Here is a 16,348-nt window from a genome sequence, read left to right as displayed (position 1 = left end):
TGCCTAGCGCCGCAACTCCGTAATGATTTTTTCCGCGAGAAAGTCGCACGGCGGCCGTTTCGACGCCGTGCTGCGCGCGAGCACCACTTCGAGCGCGGCGATCTCGGGCAGACCTTGCGCCTGTCCGAGCAGCGCGAAATGCGAAGGCACGGCGCACCGCGCGAGCGGCACGATGGCGAGACCGGCTTCGGCCATCGTCAACAGGCCGAGCAGGCTCGGGCTCTCATACGACGTGCGATAGCTGATCTTCGCGCGCTCCAGCGCGCGAATGGCGTTCTCGCGCGCCACGCTGCCGGGCAGGAACACGGCGATCGGCAACGGCCGCTCGCGCCAGATTTCATGGGCGCTCGGCGCGGCGGCCCAGACCATCGGTTCGAGCCGGATGAACTCGCCCGAGAGACCCTTGACGCGCGTGGCGCAGACGAGATCGACGGAACCGTCCTTCACCATCGGGGCGAGCGCGACGCTCGGCAGGCCGACCACCTGTATCTCCACCTTCGGATACGTCGCGGAAAACTTCTTGAGGATCGGCGGCAGAAGCGAGGACGCGTAGTCGTCCGGCACGCCGATGCTCACGCGCCCGGTCACGTCGGGCCGGACCACGGCCGCCCACGCTTCGTCGCGCAACGCGAGCATGCGGCGCGCGAACGTGAGCAGCACTTCGCCGTCCTGGGTCGGAACGACGCTGCGGGGCTTGCGCACGAAGAGCGGCTTGCCGATCGCGGTTTCGAGCGTCTTGATCTGCATGCTCACCGCCGATTGCGAACGATGCACGACTTCGGCCGCCCGGCTGATGTTGCCGGTGTCGGCTACGGCGACGATCATCGCCATCACGTCGAGGTCGAGTGCCTTCATCGAGATATGCGCTGCTATCAGAAAAGTAGATGGATGCCATCAATATTATGCGATTTTCTTGATTATCGTCGTGCGGCATAGTGGCGTCAAAGGAGTCCACCGATGAACGCGCGAACCGATCTCTCACTGCTGGCTGTGCCCGACATCTCGTTTGCGACGATTGCCTCGGGCATTTGCGTTCCGTACGTCGAGGCGGGCGAGGGCGCGCCGCTCGTGTTCGTGCATGGATCGCTTTGCGACTACCGTTACTGGAGTGCGCAGACGGCCGCGCTGTCGAAGCAGTTCCGCTGCATCTCCGTGAGCCTCAGCCATTACTGGCCGGCGAGCGAAGCGTGCATCCAGGGCGAGTTCGGCTGGGAGACGCACGTCGCGGAACTGGCCGAGTTCATCGAGGCGATCGACGTCGCGCCGGTCAATCTCGTCGGGCACTCGCGCGGCGGCTGCGTTGCGTTCCAGTTGGCGCGCCGGCATCCGCGGCTCGTCCGGACGCTCACGCTCGCGGACCCGGGCGGTCCGTTGCAGATCGACGGCAGGCCGGACGCCGCGCTGCCGCCGGCGACCAATGCGTTGCGCACGCGCGTTGCGGCGATGATCGAGGACGGCGAGATCGACGCGGGCCTCGAACTTTTCGTCGACTCGGTGAGCACGCCCGGCTCGTGGCGCAGAAGCCCGGCGAGCTTTCGCGCAATGGCGATCGACAACGCGACGACGCTGCCCAAGCAGTTGCGCGATCCGCTGCCCGCCTATTCGCGCGAGACGGCGCGCGACGTCAAGTGCCGCACGCTGTTGATCGAAGGCGAAAAAAGTCCGCGCATGTTCCGCAACAACGTCGACAAGCTCGTTAACTGGGTCGACTTCGCGCACCGCGAGACGATCGCGGGGGCGTCGCATGGGATGAACGTCTCGAATGCGGGCGCTTTCAATCGGCTCGTGCAGGCGTTTGTTAGCGCGTAAGCGCTCGTTTTTGCTCGATTGGTCGTGTTGCGCGTACTCGATTGTGATATGTTGTGCCCGTTAATGCGTGTTTTTACGAGACACGAGCACCACGAGCGCAACCGACCCATGCAACGAACCCGACAAGACGCCCTCGACGGACTTCTCCCCGACGAACGCGAACGGCTGATCCTGGACCGGCTGCGCATGCATGGCCGCGTGCTGGCGTCGGAACTAGCAGCCGAATTGCGCACGTCCGAGCACACGGTTCGCCGCCATCTGCGCGATCTCGCGGACGCGGGACACTGCAAACGCGTGTACGGCGGCGCGCTGCTCGCATCGCCCGCCGACCGCAGCGCGTCGGACCGCATGCGCGAGGCCGTCGACAGGAAGGCGAGCCTCGCCGCGACCGCTGCGTCGATCGTCAAACCGGGTCAGGTCGTCCTGCTCGATTCCGGATCGACGAACGTCGCCATCGCAAACGCGCTGCCAGACCACGCCAATCTGACTGTCGTGACGAATTCGCCGCAGGCGTGCGCGCGTTTGCTCGACCGGCCTGGTTTCGACGTCATCCTGATCGGCGGCCGGGTCGATGCGCGCTCGGCCGGCGCGACGGGTGCTACCGCGCTCCTGCAAATCCAGCAGATCCGCGCCGACGTTTGTTTTCTCGGCGCGTGCGCGTTCGATCCGGCCGAAGGCGTCGCCGCCTTCGACGCCGAAGAGGCCGAACTCAAGCGTGCAATGGTGAAGTCGAGCGGCGTGGTCGCGATCGCGGCGACATCGGAAAAGCTGATGACGGCCGCGCCGTTCGTGGTCGCGCCGGCCTCGGCGGTGGATTGCCTGATCGTCGAAGCCGGACTGTCCGCCGAACGCCTCGCGCAGTTGCGGGCGGCCTGCGGCAACGTGATGGAGGCATCGGCATGACGCGGCCCGTCAACCTCGGGCGCGAGCGCATCGCGACGCTCGCGGTCTTCCTCGGCAACGGATTCGGGATCGGCGCCTGGGCCGTGGAAGTGCCGCGCATCAAGGAAAGCCTCGCCGTCAGCGACACCCAACTCGGCTTCGCGCTCTTTGCGTTCGCGCTCGGCGCCATCATCGCGATGCCGCTCGCGGGCAAGCTCGCGCCCCGCTTCGGCAGCGGCCGCGCCACCGCGCTGCTCGCGGCGGCGTTCGTCGTCGCGTTGCCGCTGCCCGCGCTGATGCCGAACCTCGTGTCGCTGTGCGCGGTGCTGGTCGTGCTCGGCGCGGCCAACGGCGCACTCGACGTCTCGATGAACGGCCACGCGAGCGCCATCGAGTCGCAATGGCGCGCGCCGATCATGTCGTCGTTTCACGCGGGCTGGAGCGCGGGCGGCCTGCTCGGCGCCGCGACTGGCGCGATGCTTCAGAAAGCGGGCGTGGATGTGATCGGCGGACTGGCGCTGCCGGACGTTTTCATCGCGGCGCTGATGCTCGCGGCTGCGCTCTTCGCGCTGCGCGAGGAAGGGCCGCGCACGACGAGGCCCGCTCCCGGCTTCGCGCTGCCGAGCGGCGGCGTGACGAAACTCGCGGCGCTCGCGTTTCTCTGCATGATGGTGGAAGGCGCGGTGGCCGACTGGAGCGCCGTCTTCCTGCGCTCGGTCCTGAGCGGCGACGCGAGCATTGCCGCGCTCGGCTACTCCGCGTTCGCGCTGTCGATGGCGGCGTGCCGGATCGTCGGCGATGTGTCGGTGCGGCGCTTCGGTCCGTCGATGGTCGTCGCGGCCGGCGGACTCGTCGCGACCGTGGGGCTTGCGCTGGTGCTGGGCCTGCCGAATGTCGTCACGGCTTGCGTGGGCTTCGGGCTGGTCGGCATCGGCCTTGCCAACATCGTGCCGGTAATCTTCAGCGCAGCCGGACGCTCGACTGCGACGCCGGCCATCGGCGTCTCGATGGCGGCGACCGCGGGCTATGCCGGGTTCCTCGTGGGTCCGCCGCTGATCGGGCTCGGCGCGGGATTCGTCGGCTTGCGGCTCGCGCTGTGCGTGCTGCTGGCGGCGGCGCTCGTCGTCTGTTTCGCGGGCGGCAAGGCCGTGCGTCACGCCGAAGGCCCGGCGACGGTCCACTGACCAGCCGACACACCGTTAGCCTTTGTCTTAGCCATCGTGACTTCTGCTCGCCTTAGCAACGTCAAGCCGCACAACGAGCCATGAAGCGCGATGGGCGCAATCGAGCAATCGTGGCGTAGGGCTTAATGCGATGCCGCGCGTTGCAGCATGAATCGCTCGATCTGCGGAAGCGTGACGTAGCCCTTCTTCTGCGTGTCGATTTCGTCGAAATGCTGCGCGACGCGCGGCATGCCCGACGCGGCCTGCTCGCGAGTCAGCTTGCCGTCGTGCGTGGTGTTGGCGCTTGAGAATCGGGTCTGCAATTGCTGCATCGCGTGTTCGACGTGCGGCGATGCGCCCATCGGCTGAGTCGCGGTCTGCGCGAATGCGCCGGTCGAACAGGCAAGGGCGCTACACGCGGCAAGGAGGGCCAGCATCTTTTTCATCGGGGTTCTCCGGTCGGACATCGATCGATTCAACGCTTCGCTGCGTCGGATGCCGCCGCTTCTTCCAGGCGAGTCATCCGTTGACAGACGCATTCTAGGGACGCCACCCGCGGCAAGGCAATTTCCGGCTCGCTACAAATCGTGTCGCGGCGTGTCATGGCGACGAACTCGCTCGACGCCGCCTTTAAGCGACTACATGATCCCTCGCCGTAAAGCCCGCGACATCGAATGAAATAGGTTTTGGCTCCTCTTTCGCGGGCTTTTTGCCTATCGTTTGCAACGTCGGCGCCACGAGCGCCTCAACGGTTCGCGAAGCGAGCCACCGGCGGCATGCCTTCCCACGCGAAGGTTCGACGTACCGATCGCCGCCGGATCGATGCACGAGGAATCAAATGAACTTTCGTATGATCAGTATCTCTGCCGCCGCCGCTCTCGGTCTTGTCTGCTCCGAAGGCGCGTCTGCTTCGACCGTCGTGCGCGTCACCTACATGGCGCCCGCCATCGTCTACGCGCCGCCGCCCCGTCCCGTCTACTACTACGTTCCCGCCGCGCCGACCTACGTCGTGCCGGTGGCGGCGCCCGTCGTTCCGCTGCCGCCGCCGCGCCCGACGATGGTCGTCGTTCAGCCCGCATACGCCGTCGCGCCGATGCGTGTCGTCACCTATGCGCAGCCGGTGATGGTCGTGCCCGTCGCGGGCATGCACTGACGTTCGCTCGTGTGCGACGTAACGCGTGCGCGGCAGCGTCAGCGGCGTTCGCGGACGGCGAGGAACGCCGACTGCAGCCGCGACGCCTTCGCGCCGAGCAGCGCGGGCACTTCGTCGAGCCGCACCGGTTCCGGTGCGGCATCGCCGCGCGGCGGCGGATTGTCGATTGCAAAGAGCAGCGTCTCGCCGTCGGGGCCGAGGCCTTCGGCCTGCACGGTCATCGTCGCGAGCGACACCTTGCTGATGCCCGCGACGCGCTTCACTCCGTTGATCACGATGCCGACCGGCGTGATGTCGCGCGGGTGAAACGAGCGCCTGGTCAGCCGCACGTCGGTGAGCGCGACCTGCACGATCATCGAATCGGCCTGCGGTGTATCGACGAGGACGGCATTCTTCAGCACGTCCGCGCGCAGGATGTCGGTGAACGCAGCGGTGAGCGCGGCCATCTGGGTCGGCTCGATGCCCTTGTACGGCGAATCGGGCGCGAGAAAGATCTCGATCGGCGCGAGGTAGATGCTGTGCAGCGCGGCGCGTTGCGTGTCGTAGTCGGGTGCGATGTAGCCAGTCGTGCCGGGCAACTGCGGAACCGGCGCGAGCCGCACGTCCGGCGCGATCAGACCGTCGGCCCGCGCCGCGCCGCATGCAACGGCTAGCGCGATCATGAGCGGGGCCGCGAAGCGTAATGCGCACGCGGGCGAAGGCAATGGCTCTTTCATGGCGTCTCCTGATGATGGGCCTCGTCGTGATCGGCATTCTTTTGCGTGCGCCGCTTGGCTGTTGTGTTCTAGACCATCAGCCTTACAGCGCGCCCGCCGTGCCATCGCAGCCTCATTACTCAGACGTGACGCCGCGCGTTCGCAAAGCGGTGCGCTCATCCGCTGCGCATCTGTTGATCTGGCTCCTATACTGAATCAGCGACTCGCGACGCGTGTCCCAAGCGCCGTCGACGGGTCGCCGACCCGGCGTGCCGCAACCGGCAGCCGGTTGCGCGTTGTTCTCCCCGGAGACCAGGATCATGTTATTCATCGCCAGATGGACCGCGTTACCCGAAGTGGAGAAGGTGGCGAGCGAGCGCTTCGTGAAGACGGGCGGCGCGCCGCCGGAGGGCGTAAAGATGCTCGGACGGTGGCACGCGGTCGGCCCCGTGGCAGGGATTGCGGTGTGCGAGTGTTCGGACATCGAACCGCTCGCGGCGTGGGTGCACGAGTGGGCCGACTTGCTGAGCTTCGAAATCACCCCCGCGCTGACGGACGAACAGCTCGGCAAACTGCTCTCGACCGCGCTCGCGCAGGGTTAGCGCGGCTAACGGGCCTCTTTTTTGCGGGCAGGTTCACCGGGCGATGGCGCGTTCTCGCCGTCACTTCGTCGCGGATCGCGCCCGCAATACCGGCAATGTATTCCGCGAATTTCCGGTCCCGGCGTTAGGGTTTGCCGGGCTTGCCGCGATGGCGCCGTTGCTGCAGAATTTGGAACGTACTAGTTAGTTAAAATTATCGGCTGGACGGCCCCGAGCGCCGGAGCCCGAGCCGCAAAGGAGCGAAGAGCATGACTCAACCCTGCATTATCTCGGTCGCCATCACCGGTTCGGTCCCCAAGAAGAAAGACAATCCCGCGGTGCCGGTCACGATCGCGGAACAGATCGAAAGCACGCACGAAGCCTATGAAGCGGGCGCGTCGCTGGTTCACCTGCACGTGCGCGACGAAGACGAAAAGTCGAGTTCGGACCGCCATCGTTTTGCCGAGCTTCAGGAAGGCATTCGCAAGCACTGCCCCGACATCATCATCCAGTTTTCAACGGGCGGTCGCGGACGGTCGTTCGAACAGCGCGGCGCGATGCTCGATCTCAAGCCGGACATGGCGTCGCTTGCGACGGGCTCGGTGAACTTCCCGACGACCGTCTACGAGAATCCGCCCGACTTCGTGCGCTCGCTAGCGCAGATGATGCTCGACCACAACGTGAAGCCCGAAATCGAGATCTTCGATCTGGCGATGCTTTACAGCACGGTCGATCTCGTCAATCAGGGCCTGTTGAAGACGCCGGTGCACGTGCAGTTCGTGATGGGCGTGAAGAACGCGCTGCCTGCGCGCCGCGAGATCCTGGAATTCGAAGTCGAGCAGCTGAGGAAGAACCTGCCCGACGCGACGTGGACCGCGGCCGGCATCGGTCGTCACCAGCTCGAAGTGAATCACTGGACGCTCGAAATGGGCGGCCACTGCCGCACCGGTCTCGAAGACAACGTCCGCTGGGACAAGGACACGCTCGCGAAGAGCAACGCGCAACTGGTCGAGCGCGTTGCGAACCTGTGCGCGGAGTATGGGCGGCCGGTCGCGACTGCCGCCGAAGCGCGCAAGCTGCTTTCGATGTGACGGTCGCGGCTTCGTGCCGAAACGGCGCGCTCTGCGGATAAACCCGAGGAGCGCGCCCGCGGTACAACAACTCGAATAATTAGCCTTACAATCGGGGCTTTACGCCGACATACCGTGAAGCCTCTACATGAACGACGAGCGCAAGACATCGGGTCTGGCCGACCGGATCTATAGCGACATCCTCAACAGCATCATCGAAGGCGAGTTCAAGGAAGGCGACCGGCTGCTGACCGAGCACGCGCTCGCCGAGCGTTTCTCCACCTCGCGCCCGACCGTGCGCGAGGCGCTCGCGCGACTTCGGGCCGACGGCATCATCGTGACGCGGCGCGGCTCGGGGACGACCGTCGGCCGCCGCCCCGATCCGGATGTGCGCCGTTTCGCGCCGCTCGAAACGCTGTCCGACATCCGCCGCTGCTACGAATTTCGCGTGGTCACCGAGGCGGGCGCCGCCGCGCTTGCCGCCCGCCACGCCGACGAGAGCGACATCGCCGCAATCGAGGCGGCGTGGGACGAACTGGAACGCGTGATCGAGACCCAGGGCATCGGCGCGAAGGACGACTTCGCGTTCCACCTTGCCATCGCGCGCGCCTCGCACAACCAGTTCTTCATTACCGTAATGTCGTTCATCGAAGAACAGGTCGTGTTCAGCATGAATCTGTCGCGCAATCTGTCGCTCGTGAAGACGCTCGAACGCCAGCGGCTCGTGCAGGCCGAGCATCTCGAAGTGCTCGAAGCGATCCGCGCGCACGACGCGGACCGCGCCGGTCACGCCATGGCCGCTCATCTGCAGAACGCGCTAGACCGGATGTTTGGCAACTAGGATTCTCAAGCGCCACGCTTAGCGAACAGCACCGTAGGTCAAGTTGCTAGACAAATCTCCGGTATGAACGCCATTTCGTCATCCATCACCCGCGAGACTCGACCGGCGGCGTCTCGCTTTCCTGGACCGCTTCACGCGGCAATGCGGGCTGCGCTCCGGCCGTGTCACTGCCTTTTGTCGAACGGATTCCGGACACTGCGCGTGCGGCATCCTTCGACTGGAAATAGACCTTGCCCCACAATGTGTTGGCGATCTGGAAACTGGACGTGCGCTTGACGTTTCCGCGGCTCCAGTACGCCTTGAACTCTTCCGTGCCGATGCCGAAGTCGATGTCCATGCGCCGTTCCAGACACCACCTGATGACGAACTCGTTAAGGATCGTGCCGGGGCTGAACTGTTTCATCTCCGGCACGAACGAGCCGATCATGTAGTAGTGGCATCCTTTGCCGATGCCAAGCATCGCGGAGGCGATGACTTTCTTGTCCAGTTCGACCACGAAGATGCGCGCAAGCGGCTCGCCGCCCGCCGATTCGAGCAGTCCGACGAGGAAGTCGCGATAAGCGGTCGAATAGAGCCAGGGGCCGCGCTTGTCGACACGTGCAGCCCAATCGCGCTTGTACGAGAGGATCCAGTCCACCGACTGCTGATATTCACCGTCGGGCAGATCGAGCATCCGGATATCGAGTTCTCCCTGTCTGCCGAGGCGCCGCTCGCGTATGCCCGGCTTGCGGTTCAACGACTTGCAGAGCGTTGTCCAATCCACTTCGTTTCGCAACAGCGCCGCAGACGAAATGCTCTGCTTCTCTTCGATGAGTCCCTTGTGTGCCGATGCCAGGTCGTGCAAGGTGGTGCCCGCTCTCACGAAGGGCAGAAAGAACACGTCGGCGCCGCAGAGGCGCGTTGCCGCGTGCCATGCCTGCGCGATCGCTTCAGCGGCAGCCGGACCGTCTGCGACCAGCATGCTGCTCTGCTCGACCGTGCCGGGCGTGAGCGTGTTCAGCACTCTCCAGATGCCGCGTCGGTAACTGACCAGGGGCCAGACGAGCGTGAGCCGCCCGTTCTCGCGGTACGTGATGCAGCGCAGGCGCTGGCCGCGCGGGTTTGCAACGTGATTCCACGCGAGCCAGCAGAACCGGAACGCCTGGTTATGGTGACCATTCGCTTCGACCCACAGTCTGTCCCATTCGTCTTTCAATGCGAGGAATGCATCCGGCTCGGTGATCACTTCCAGTCGGGACTGCGCGTGACTCATATCGTCTCCATACGGCTGACTGATTTCTTGTCGCGATTCGGGCTGCGATGGGGGCGCAACACGCCCCTCATGCGGCACCCGTCGCCTAGGCTTCGCCCGTCACATAACGGCGCGCACTACGGCGGATGGTGCGCATCACGGCGTAATCGCCCCTGATGCGCTCGACCATGAGTCTTTGCGCCGGCGTTCCGCCAAAGCCGCTCAGGAACGTCAGCAGATTCATGTTCGGAATGCCGTCGAAGTCGAACGTGAGATCGCGCTCGCGCGCGGCGCGAATCGCGATCCAAAGCAAAAGGGCAATCGAGCCGCTGTGCGAGTCCTCCGCGCGCGACGAAAGCAGGTAGTACATCGTCGTCTTGTCCCACACGAGAGCGATCTCGGCGGCGAGCGAGCCATCCGCTGCGAACGCGCCTAACAGCATGCCGGCCTTGCGCTTAAGGACTTCGCCTAGCAGTTCGCGCATCATGCGCGATCCGTAGACGTTGCCACGCTTGCGGCGCTCGAGATTCGCATCGTAGAAGTCGACGAACCGGTCGGCGTCGTGCATTTCCCGCGCGGTCAGACGCTCGGCGGCGCGCCGGATTACGTTGCGCGTATTGGCTCGCATGTCCGTCCAGACATGCTCCTCGCTGCGGCCCGGCGGAATCTTGAGCGTGAAGCTCGCGGACACGGTGAAGCCCTGCAATGCGAACGCGACGGCTTCGGCGATGCGCGTATCGAGCGTCTGCTGAACGACGGCACAGGAGGGCAGCTTGGCGATCAGTTCGCCGGCGATGCCGATACGGCGCCGCCATTCCTGATCGGTAGGTTTCTTCGCCGGCTTGATGACGGGTCCGAGCGTGCGGGTGAGCGGCGGTTGCGTCGAGATGCGCCAAAGCCCCTTTCTATGCAGCGAATAGGGCATCTCCGCGATGACCTCGCCATCGTTCTCCACGACGGCGAGCGCCCAGTTTCCGCCGGTGGTGATGTCTAGCCACCACGGTTCATGAAAGAGCGAGCGCTCCGTCAGCCCGGCAAACGTTGCGGGCATCGACGGTTCTGCAAACAGTTCACGTGCTGATTTCTTGACTTCGAAATTCAAAGGAAAAAAAGAGGTTCCTAGCGGAATACCAGATTGGACCATATCGTGTCGCCTTCGCTGACGAGTTGTGCCGCACACCAGTTCATGACGCTGGCCGCTGCGCCCCAGGCGAGGGATGAGCGGTGATCTTCATGTGCGAAATTAGCAAAACTGCTGCGTGACATGTACGGCATGCCTGAGATACTTCGCTTCTACCCGCATCGTTGCTGACAAACACAGAAGGAGATGTCTCCGGTCTCCGGATGTGTTATCGGACAGTTCATTCGCACGCCCGTCCTTTTCGGCAACGGCCTTGTCTGTCGAATGTGAGGTCGACCACGACGATTCGAGAATAACCGCGTGACAATCACTAAAACGTGCGTCGCCGTACATTGCTTTCCAATCCTTACTTTGAATATGTTTAGTGATTTGACACGATTAGCGGATTTTGCATGACAATCGCGTGAAGCTTTGTCTAAGCCCGCTTTCACGGCGCGCGGGGCTGATTCGCATTTCGTCACCGCTGCGGCGCCTGGAATCGCGACCGAGATACTGCCTTGACCGACCTTCAGGTCAGACGTTCGCCGCGTCTTTAGCAAACACGATCCGGTGGGACCTTGAATCAAGACGCCTTTCTTAGATACGGGTTGCTGGGTGTGGCCGCAGTACTTCTGCTGAGCGCCTTTTATCCGCGACGCGACGACGGGGCTTACATGAGGCGTGCCGCTGCAGCCTCTATGGCGGTTCCCGAGATCGTCATTCCTGCACTCGTCGATCCCGTTAGCCCGCTCGCGTTCGGTGCGAAATGCGATGGCGTAACGGATGATTCGGCCGCATTTCAGGCCGCAGTCGATACGAGCGATGTCAAGGTGCCTGCCGGGACTTGCGTGATCAACGCGACGGTCGAGATTACGGTGAGCAATCGGCATCTGGAGTGCTCGCCCGGCACGACGCTGACGCAAACGGGGAAGGGCGGCGGCCGGATATTCAACATCTTCTCCCGGACGGGCGACGTTCTGACGGGCAACAGCATCGTCAACTGCAATTTCGTCGGCACCAATACGGCCGCTCCGCAATATTTCGACGACGACGCAAGGCACTACAACATTCCCGTCCAGACGCAGGATCGCGTAAGCAAGTTCATGCTGATCGGCAATACGTTCAGCCGCTTCTTCGGCCAATCGATGTTCCAGACTTATGGAAGGGTCGATGGCGGAAGCGGCGACGTCGTCGCCTACAACGTATTCAAGAGCTGCGGCTACTACGGCCCTGTCTTCGTCGCCCATACCAACGGATATATCGGCCACAACATACTCGTGGATTGCGCGCTCGGCGTGGAGAACGACAATGCGACGCAGCTGAGCGGAGGCAACCTGATCGAATACAACACAATCAGCGCCATACACGGGTATGGGGCGCCGGATATGAGAAGCGCAGCCATGCTGACCGGAGGCGTGGCGGGCGGCGCCGACTATTCGACAAACGTCGTGCGCTACAATTCGGTGCGAGGCACGAGTGACCCCGGTGGGGTTCACGGCGCTGGCAGGCCCAGCCATATTTATCAAAGGGCGCCGCAGGGTGCTGCACAATATTGGCATAATAATTGCACTGCAGGATGTGTTGTTATCGACTGACAGGGCGCTCTCGCAGGGCCGAAATCGGCCCCTTACGCCGCAATGACCCGACTGTTGGGCCTTCTACTGTGGAAGGCGAACGATTCGAAGTCATCTGAATAAGTGCGGCGCGGCCAAACAGTGACACTCGATAGTCGGATTCATTCACACACTTGCTATTCGTGACCACGGTTTATGACCCCCATACAGATCATCGGTACTATCGCGTTCCTAATCGTTATCGCGCTCGCAGTCGTTGGCGTGGTCGACGTCTTCCGACGCCGGCAGACCAGCGGCGGCGATGAACGACACTCAAACGGCGCGCGCATGCCGGAACCGACTACCAGCAAAGCCTCGCGTCTGTCGACTAACGAGTCCAAGGCCAAGGAGAACGGTTTTACCCCTTGATTCACGTGTAAAAAGTTCAATCCATCACTCCGGTTTGCGCACAGGTGGTGCCTGTTACTCCCTTGCGCTCACAGCCGATCTCCCGTGGCTCTGGGACGATGCGTTTTACCGCCGCTGAATACGTGCGAAGCCGCTTCGTCATTGACAGAAACGAAACGGTGACTGTGCAGTTGATCCGCGAATTTTCGCGTCCAGAACAAATAGAGAGCGAGGCCGAAGGGAATCTGCGTCAGCACCAGCATCGGTGCGCCGCTCGCCTTGATCAAGCCGCTCAGTCGTCTCTTCGCAAAGAGGCCGTAAGCGATATAGCGCCAGGCCATCGGGACGCGGACCTTGAGTCGGACCTGCTTCGACAGAAACCACCTCACGCTTTCCACTGAGCCATTTGGCGACCGCACGTTGATCGAGTGGTCGCCGCGCGTCAGTCCGCCCGGAAGATAGTTCGATATGTAGACGATCTGGTTGATATGAACCATTTCGTACAGCAGTCCGATTTGGGCCCATACCGCATCTTCCGCCAGGAACCGCTCGCCTTCGAACTCGGGAAATGGGAAGCGCTTGAGGATATCGGTGCGATACACCTCGGCTTTGTCGCCGGACACGCCTCGGTTGAACCGCATGTCGATGTACGAGGCGATCTCCTCGTTTCGCGGAAAGGGCTGGCCCAGCGGTACGTTTTCGCTGATGCCCCGAAGAAAGCAGATCCCGGAGAGGCGATCATTCCCGAACAATGACCAGGTATCGAGCGTCCGCCGCACGGCATCGGGCAGCAAGTAATCATCGCTGTCTACGATGAACACGAGCGCCGAGTTTGTCGCCGCTATGCCGGCATTGAGCGCTGTGTGCTTGCCGTGATTCTCCTTCCTGATATAACGCATGTCGATCAAGCCTTCGGCACAGAGTCGCTCGCACAATGCCGGCGTCGAATCCGTGCTGCCATCGTCGACCACGAGCCACTGAAAGTCGTGACACGTCTGGGCCACCAGGCTTCGATAAAGACGAGGCAGGTATTCCGCACGGTTGTACGTAGGCGTGACGATGGTCAGCGGCTTGTTCATGACAGGTCGATTCACAGTGGCGTTCGGATCTGGTGCGCGTCTACGTCCACATCGGCGACGCGGTCTTGGGGCGTCGCGCGGTGGGGATATTCTCGGCAAGCGGGGCAGGTGTCGGGAAACGAGACACGAGAGGCAGCAAGCCTAAGAAGAGCACCGGGTTCATGTACGAAAGCTTCGACGACATGATCAACGCGAAGAACAACATGCCAGCAACGTCGCGGCGCATTCTCGACAGGATCCAGATCGGAATGAGCACGCCGGCAATGCCGTACTTCACGATGAAGAAGTTGAACAGGCCGGCGTCGTTGAGCGAGGACACTTGCGGGCTGCCGGCCCCTGAAGCGAGTCCGTACAGACTCGACTCAAGACCAAAAGGCCCGTAGCCGAATACGAAGTCCCAGCCGTGCCGAGTCTGATAGGCGAATTTCATGAGCGCGAGGCGAATGCCCGAGTCGGCGCCGACCTTGAGAAGGAAGCTGTCGAGATATGCGGCAATCAGGCCGGGCGAGGCAACGATCACCACGGCCAATAGGACGCTCCACCAGAACTTCATGCTCCTGTCCTGAATCAGGACGGTCGCTGTCAGCAGTACGCCGGCCTGGACGACCGCAGCGGCAGATTGCGTGATGAGCATCGCCACGATCGCGAACAGGACAGGCAACTTGGCAGGCTGCGAACCCTGAGCGCGGCTCAACAGAATGTATCCGACGGCCATTACGCCCACCGCCGCGCTGAACGTCGACGGTTCCACATACAGACCTGTAGGCCTGAATTCAAAGATCGGATTCACGGACTCGTAGTTGAAATAGCGCGACGCTTCGCCCGTGACCGGTTGCACGAAGTCGATGTACTTTTTCGTCACGATCAGCACGGCGGTCTGCAGGAAGAGAATCGAGCTGTTTAAGACAAGCAGCATGCCGAGCGCCGTCACGACCTGGTGGATGCGCGCTGCAATGAGCGCTCTTAGCGACACCATGAAGAGAGCGACAAGCAAGAGAAACATATAGTTGTTGCCGGCGGATTTCTCGAGATCGGGCGCCACGCCCCAATGCGCTGTCATCAGAAACCACAGATAGCATGCGCTGATCACCGAGGCTGCCGAGATCGTACAGATCAGGTACGCGGGGCTAAAGAAAATCTCACGAGAATCCTTCGTCGCCATACAGCACAGCCATAGCAGCAGGATGCCCGCCATCTCCACGTAGGCGCGATGACTGGTGAGCGACGCAATCAGCAACGCTATAAAAATGTAAAAGGTGTCGGCACCGAATCTGCTCTTCATGCATTCTGCTCCCATGGAATCTCGGTCGAACTGCGGGCTTGCATTTCCCATGGAGAGATGCGTCGGGCACAGGCCGGCACTGGCGCTCAATGCCGGGTTTGTTCGGCTGTCCTGGAGGTGACCTCATGGCTCACGCTTGCGACGAGCCAACGCGGTGCCTTGAATCGCACAATGGACGCATAGAGCCATACGTAAGTCGCGACAAACATAAGCGCCGTCAACGAGAGGACGACCTGGCTATGCCAAAAGAGCGACGCCGGCACGATGCCGATCAAGCTAAGGATCCAGAGATACGGCGAAGTGCGCGCATTTCTGCGCGAGTGCTGTCGTGTGGTCTGCAGCATGCCTCCGTGGCGAACGAGACGCTTGAACACCAAAGTGTGCAAGTGAATGCCATCCGGATCGCCCGCAGGACGCCCTCGCACTATGCGCCTGCGGTAGATGGAGAAGACCGTTTCGAAGGTCGGATAGATCGTGACCACTGCTGCATACCAAGCAGATACGTTCGGATGACGCGCGATGAGCAGCACGGCGAGCTCCGCCATCATGAAGCCAACGAAATAGGCCCCGCCGTCGCCAAGAAAGATCGACGCTGCCGGATAGTTCCAGATGAGGAAGCCGAGGATGGCGCCAATCATCGTTAAGGAAACCGACAGCACCAGCCAATCGTCGACCTGGTGTGCAACATAGCCGAGCGATCCAAAGACGAGAATGGCAACTCCCGAGGCGAGGCCATTAAAGCCGTCGATAAGATTCATTGCATTGGTTAAGCCAGCAACCGTAAGAAGCGTAAGCGCGACTGCAATCGGGGTAATCACCAAGAATTGATCTATTAGCGGCAGATCGATACGACCGACGACGGCATGAAGGAAGTACACGCCTGCCAAGGCCGAAGCGAAACCGCATAGCAAGCGCACTGCAGGGCTGACGCTCTTCGTCAGGTCCTCGATGACGCCGCCGCACAGAACAGGTGCAGCGCTCAAGAGCAGCAGCGCCGGTTCGCCACGAGGATTGACTCCGAACAGCGCACCCACCGCGAACGTAATGCCGGCCGCGCAAACGATAGCGATGCCTCCTACGCGCGGCACGGGAGCGGAATGGTTCTTCTGAACCCCTTTGAGATCGTGATCAAGCGCTAAGGAGCCGAATACATCGGCGTACCTGACGATCACGAAAGTCACGAGGAAGCAACTGGCAAATCCTAGCGCAAGATTTAGCATGTTCTCTGTCAGTCACGTAAGGAGCTTTAAAAGATGCAGTGCGATACGGCTATGGACGTCAGTCCATGCAGGGTGCCTCAAGAGCTTTCATGCATCAACGCAAAGACAGAGCCGCAGGAATGACGGAAGGCACCATTTCGACATAGTGTCGTTCGTTATGCATCCCTCGACAGGTACTACAAGACGTACAGGATGTCTCCGGGATTGCCGTTGTCACAATCCCTTTTTTTCTTCGATATTTCGTGTAAATCGCAGTCTAAG

16 protein-coding genes are annotated in these 16,348 nt (G+C 62.2%); 8 read left to right on the top strand and 8 right to left on the bottom strand.

What is annotated here, in order from left to right; translation table 11 throughout:
* Positions 1-3 precede the first annotated feature (3 nt).
* On the bottom strand, positions 4-855 hold the full coding sequence (locus AWB66_RS09075) for a LysR substrate-binding domain-containing protein (protein WP_200818953.1): 852 nt from the start codon (positions 853-855) through the stop codon (positions 4-6).
* A 102-nt stretch (positions 856-957) separates the two neighbouring features.
* On the opposite strand from AWB66_RS09075, the gene AWB66_RS09070 reads away from it, so the two are divergent.
* From AWB66_RS09070 to AWB66_RS09060, 3 genes are all read left to right on the top strand, one after another.
* On the top strand, positions 958-1,809 hold the full coding sequence (locus AWB66_RS09070; protein ID WP_087629944.1) for an alpha/beta fold hydrolase: 852 nt from the start codon (positions 958-960) through the stop codon (positions 1,807-1,809).
* 108 nt (positions 1,810-1,917) lie between these two features.
* Complete coding sequence (locus AWB66_RS09065) at positions 1,918-2,712, top strand: DeoR/GlpR family DNA-binding transcription regulator (RefSeq protein ID WP_087629943.1); 795 nt, start codon at positions 1,918-1,920, stop codon at positions 2,710-2,712.
* Positions 2,709-3,875, top strand: a complete 1,167-nt coding sequence (locus AWB66_RS09060) for an MFS transporter (protein WP_087629942.1) — start codon at positions 2,709-2,711, stop codon at positions 3,873-3,875. Before AWB66_RS09065 ends, AWB66_RS09060 begins: the two co-directional genes overlap by 4 nt.
* Before the next feature lie 122 nt (positions 3,876-3,997).
* Here the strand turns inward: AWB66_RS09060 and AWB66_RS09055 are convergent, their stop codons facing one another.
* Positions 3,998-4,300, bottom strand: coding sequence for an EF-hand domain-containing protein (locus AWB66_RS09055; RefSeq protein WP_087629941.1), 303 nt, complete (start codon positions 4,298-4,300; stop codon positions 3,998-4,000).
* 404 nt (positions 4,301-4,704) lie between these two features.
* Here AWB66_RS09055 and AWB66_RS09050 point away from each other — a divergent pair, with 404 nt between their 5' ends.
* Complete coding sequence (locus AWB66_RS09050; protein ID WP_235021052.1) at positions 4,705-5,007, top strand: hypothetical protein; 303 nt, start codon at positions 4,705-4,707, stop codon at positions 5,005-5,007.
* A gap of 38 nt (positions 5,008-5,045) precedes the next feature.
* Here AWB66_RS09050 and AWB66_RS09045 read toward each other — a convergent pair whose 3' ends face one another.
* The gene (locus tag AWB66_RS09045; protein ID WP_159462897.1) at positions 5,046-5,723 is read right to left on the bottom strand and encodes a DUF3313 family protein; all 678 of its coding nucleotides are present in this window, start codon (positions 5,721-5,723) and stop codon (positions 5,046-5,048) included.
* Between the two features lie 299 nt (positions 5,724-6,022).
* Between AWB66_RS09045 and AWB66_RS09040 the strand changes: the two genes are divergently transcribed.
* The 3 genes from AWB66_RS09040 (at position 6,023) to AWB66_RS09030 (ending at position 8,194) form a co-directional block, all read left to right on the top strand.
* Entirely contained in the window at positions 6,023-6,304 is a 282-nt protein-coding gene (locus AWB66_RS09040; RefSeq protein ID WP_087629938.1) for a DUF3303 domain-containing protein, read from the top strand.
* A gap of 248 nt (positions 6,305-6,552) precedes the next feature.
* Positions 6,553-7,374, top strand: a complete 822-nt coding sequence (locus AWB66_RS09035; protein ID WP_087629937.1) for a 3-oxoadipate:acetyl-CoA acetyltransferase — start codon at positions 6,553-6,555, stop codon at positions 7,372-7,374.
* A 127-nt stretch (positions 7,375-7,501) separates the two neighbouring features.
* The gene (locus AWB66_RS09030) at positions 7,502-8,194 is read left to right on the top strand and encodes a FadR/GntR family transcriptional regulator (RefSeq protein ID WP_087629936.1); all 693 of its coding nucleotides are present in this window, start codon (positions 7,502-7,504) and stop codon (positions 8,192-8,194) included.
* An 85-nt stretch (positions 8,195-8,279) separates the two neighbouring features.
* On the opposite strand, the gene AWB66_RS09025 is transcribed toward AWB66_RS09030, so the two are convergent.
* Together AWB66_RS09025 and AWB66_RS09020 are read right to left on the bottom strand one after the other, a co-directional pair.
* Positions 8,280-9,446: a GNAT family N-acetyltransferase gene (locus tag AWB66_RS09025; protein ID WP_087629935.1), complete on the bottom strand. Its 1,167-nt coding sequence runs from the start codon at positions 9,444-9,446 to the stop codon at positions 8,280-8,282.
* An 85-nt stretch (positions 9,447-9,531) separates the two neighbouring features.
* Complete coding sequence (locus AWB66_RS09020; protein ID WP_087630019.1) at positions 9,532-10,476, bottom strand: GNAT family N-acetyltransferase; 945 nt, start codon at positions 10,474-10,476, stop codon at positions 9,532-9,534.
* A gap of 647 nt (positions 10,477-11,123) precedes the next feature.
* Between AWB66_RS09020 and AWB66_RS09015 the strand changes: the two genes are divergently transcribed.
* Entirely contained in the window at positions 11,124-12,140 is a 1,017-nt protein-coding gene (locus tag AWB66_RS09015) for a hypothetical protein (RefSeq protein WP_125469692.1), read from the top strand.
* Positions 12,141-12,595: 455 nt separating this feature from the next.
* Here AWB66_RS09015 and AWB66_RS09005 read toward each other — a convergent pair whose 3' ends face one another.
* From AWB66_RS09005 to AWB66_RS08995, 3 genes are all read right to left on the bottom strand, one after another.
* Positions 12,596-13,585, bottom strand: a complete 990-nt coding sequence (locus tag AWB66_RS09005; protein ID WP_087629932.1) for a glycosyltransferase family 2 protein — start codon at positions 13,583-13,585, stop codon at positions 12,596-12,598.
* A 40-nt stretch (positions 13,586-13,625) separates the two neighbouring features.
* On the bottom strand, positions 13,626-14,867 hold the full coding sequence (locus tag AWB66_RS09000) for a hypothetical protein (RefSeq protein WP_087629931.1): 1,242 nt from the start codon (positions 14,865-14,867) through the stop codon (positions 13,626-13,628).
* Positions 14,868-14,953: 86 nt separating this feature from the next.
* A complete protein-coding gene (locus AWB66_RS08995; RefSeq protein WP_087629930.1) occupies positions 14,954-16,087 on the bottom strand; it encodes an MraY family glycosyltransferase in 1,134 nt (377 codons plus the stop codon).
* Between the last annotated feature and the right edge of the window lie 261 nt (positions 16,088-16,348).

It is taken from the genome of Caballeronia telluris (assembly GCF_001544495.1).
Taxonomy (GTDB): domain Bacteria; phylum Pseudomonadota; class Gammaproteobacteria; order Burkholderiales; family Burkholderiaceae; genus Caballeronia; species Caballeronia telluris.
Note: the sequence above shows the minus strand (reverse complement) of the source record. Positions and strands in the feature narration are given on the sequence as shown.

What these genes read in the sequence shown, in the direction of transcription:
- AWB66_RS09075 (WP_200818953.1), bottom strand. Translation starts at nt 855, where the DNA reads ATGAAGGCACTCGACCTCGACGTGATGGCGATGATCGTCGCCGTAGCC.
- AWB66_RS09070 (WP_087629944.1), top strand. Translation starts at nt 958, where the DNA reads ATGAACGCGCGAACCGATCTCTCACTGCTGGCTGTGCCCGACATCTCG.
- AWB66_RS09065 (WP_087629943.1), top strand. Translation starts at nt 1,918, where the DNA reads ATGCAACGAACCCGACAAGACGCCCTCGACGGACTTCTCCCCGACGAA.
- AWB66_RS09060 (WP_087629942.1), top strand. Translation starts at nt 2,709, where the DNA reads ATGACGCGGCCCGTCAACCTCGGGCGCGAGCGCATCGCGACGCTCGCG.
- AWB66_RS09055 (WP_087629941.1), bottom strand. Translation starts at nt 4,300, where the DNA reads ATGAAAAAGATGCTGGCCCTCCTTGCCGCGTGTAGCGCCCTTGCCTGT.
- AWB66_RS09050 (WP_235021052.1), top strand. Translation starts at nt 4,705, where the DNA reads ATGATCAGTATCTCTGCCGCCGCCGCTCTCGGTCTTGTCTGCTCCGAA.
- AWB66_RS09045 (WP_159462897.1), bottom strand. Translation starts at nt 5,723, where the DNA reads ATGAAAGAGCCATTGCCTTCGCCCGCGTGCGCATTACGCTTCGCGGCC.
- AWB66_RS09040 (WP_087629938.1), top strand. Translation starts at nt 6,023, where the DNA reads ATGTTATTCATCGCCAGATGGACCGCGTTACCCGAAGTGGAGAAGGTG.
- AWB66_RS09035 (WP_087629937.1), top strand. Translation starts at nt 6,553, where the DNA reads ATGACTCAACCCTGCATTATCTCGGTCGCCATCACCGGTTCGGTCCCC.
- AWB66_RS09030 (WP_087629936.1), top strand. Translation starts at nt 7,502, where the DNA reads ATGAACGACGAGCGCAAGACATCGGGTCTGGCCGACCGGATCTATAGC.
- AWB66_RS09025 (WP_087629935.1), bottom strand. Translation starts at nt 9,446, where the DNA reads ATGAGTCACGCGCAGTCCCGACTGGAAGTGATCACCGAGCCGGATGCA.
- AWB66_RS09020 (WP_087630019.1), bottom strand. Translation starts at nt 10,476, where the DNA reads ATGCCCGCAACGTTTGCCGGGCTGACGGAGCGCTCGCTCTTTCATGAA.
- AWB66_RS09005 (WP_087629932.1), bottom strand. Translation starts at nt 13,585, where the DNA reads ATGAACAAGCCGCTGACCATCGTCACGCCTACGTACAACCGTGCGGAA.
- AWB66_RS09000 (WP_087629931.1), bottom strand. Translation starts at nt 14,867, where the DNA reads ATGAAGAGCAGATTCGGTGCCGACACCTTTTACATTTTTATAGCGTTG.
- AWB66_RS08995 (WP_087629930.1), bottom strand. Translation starts at nt 16,087, where the DNA reads ATGCTAAATCTTGCGCTAGGATTTGCCAGTTGCTTCCTCGTGACTTTC.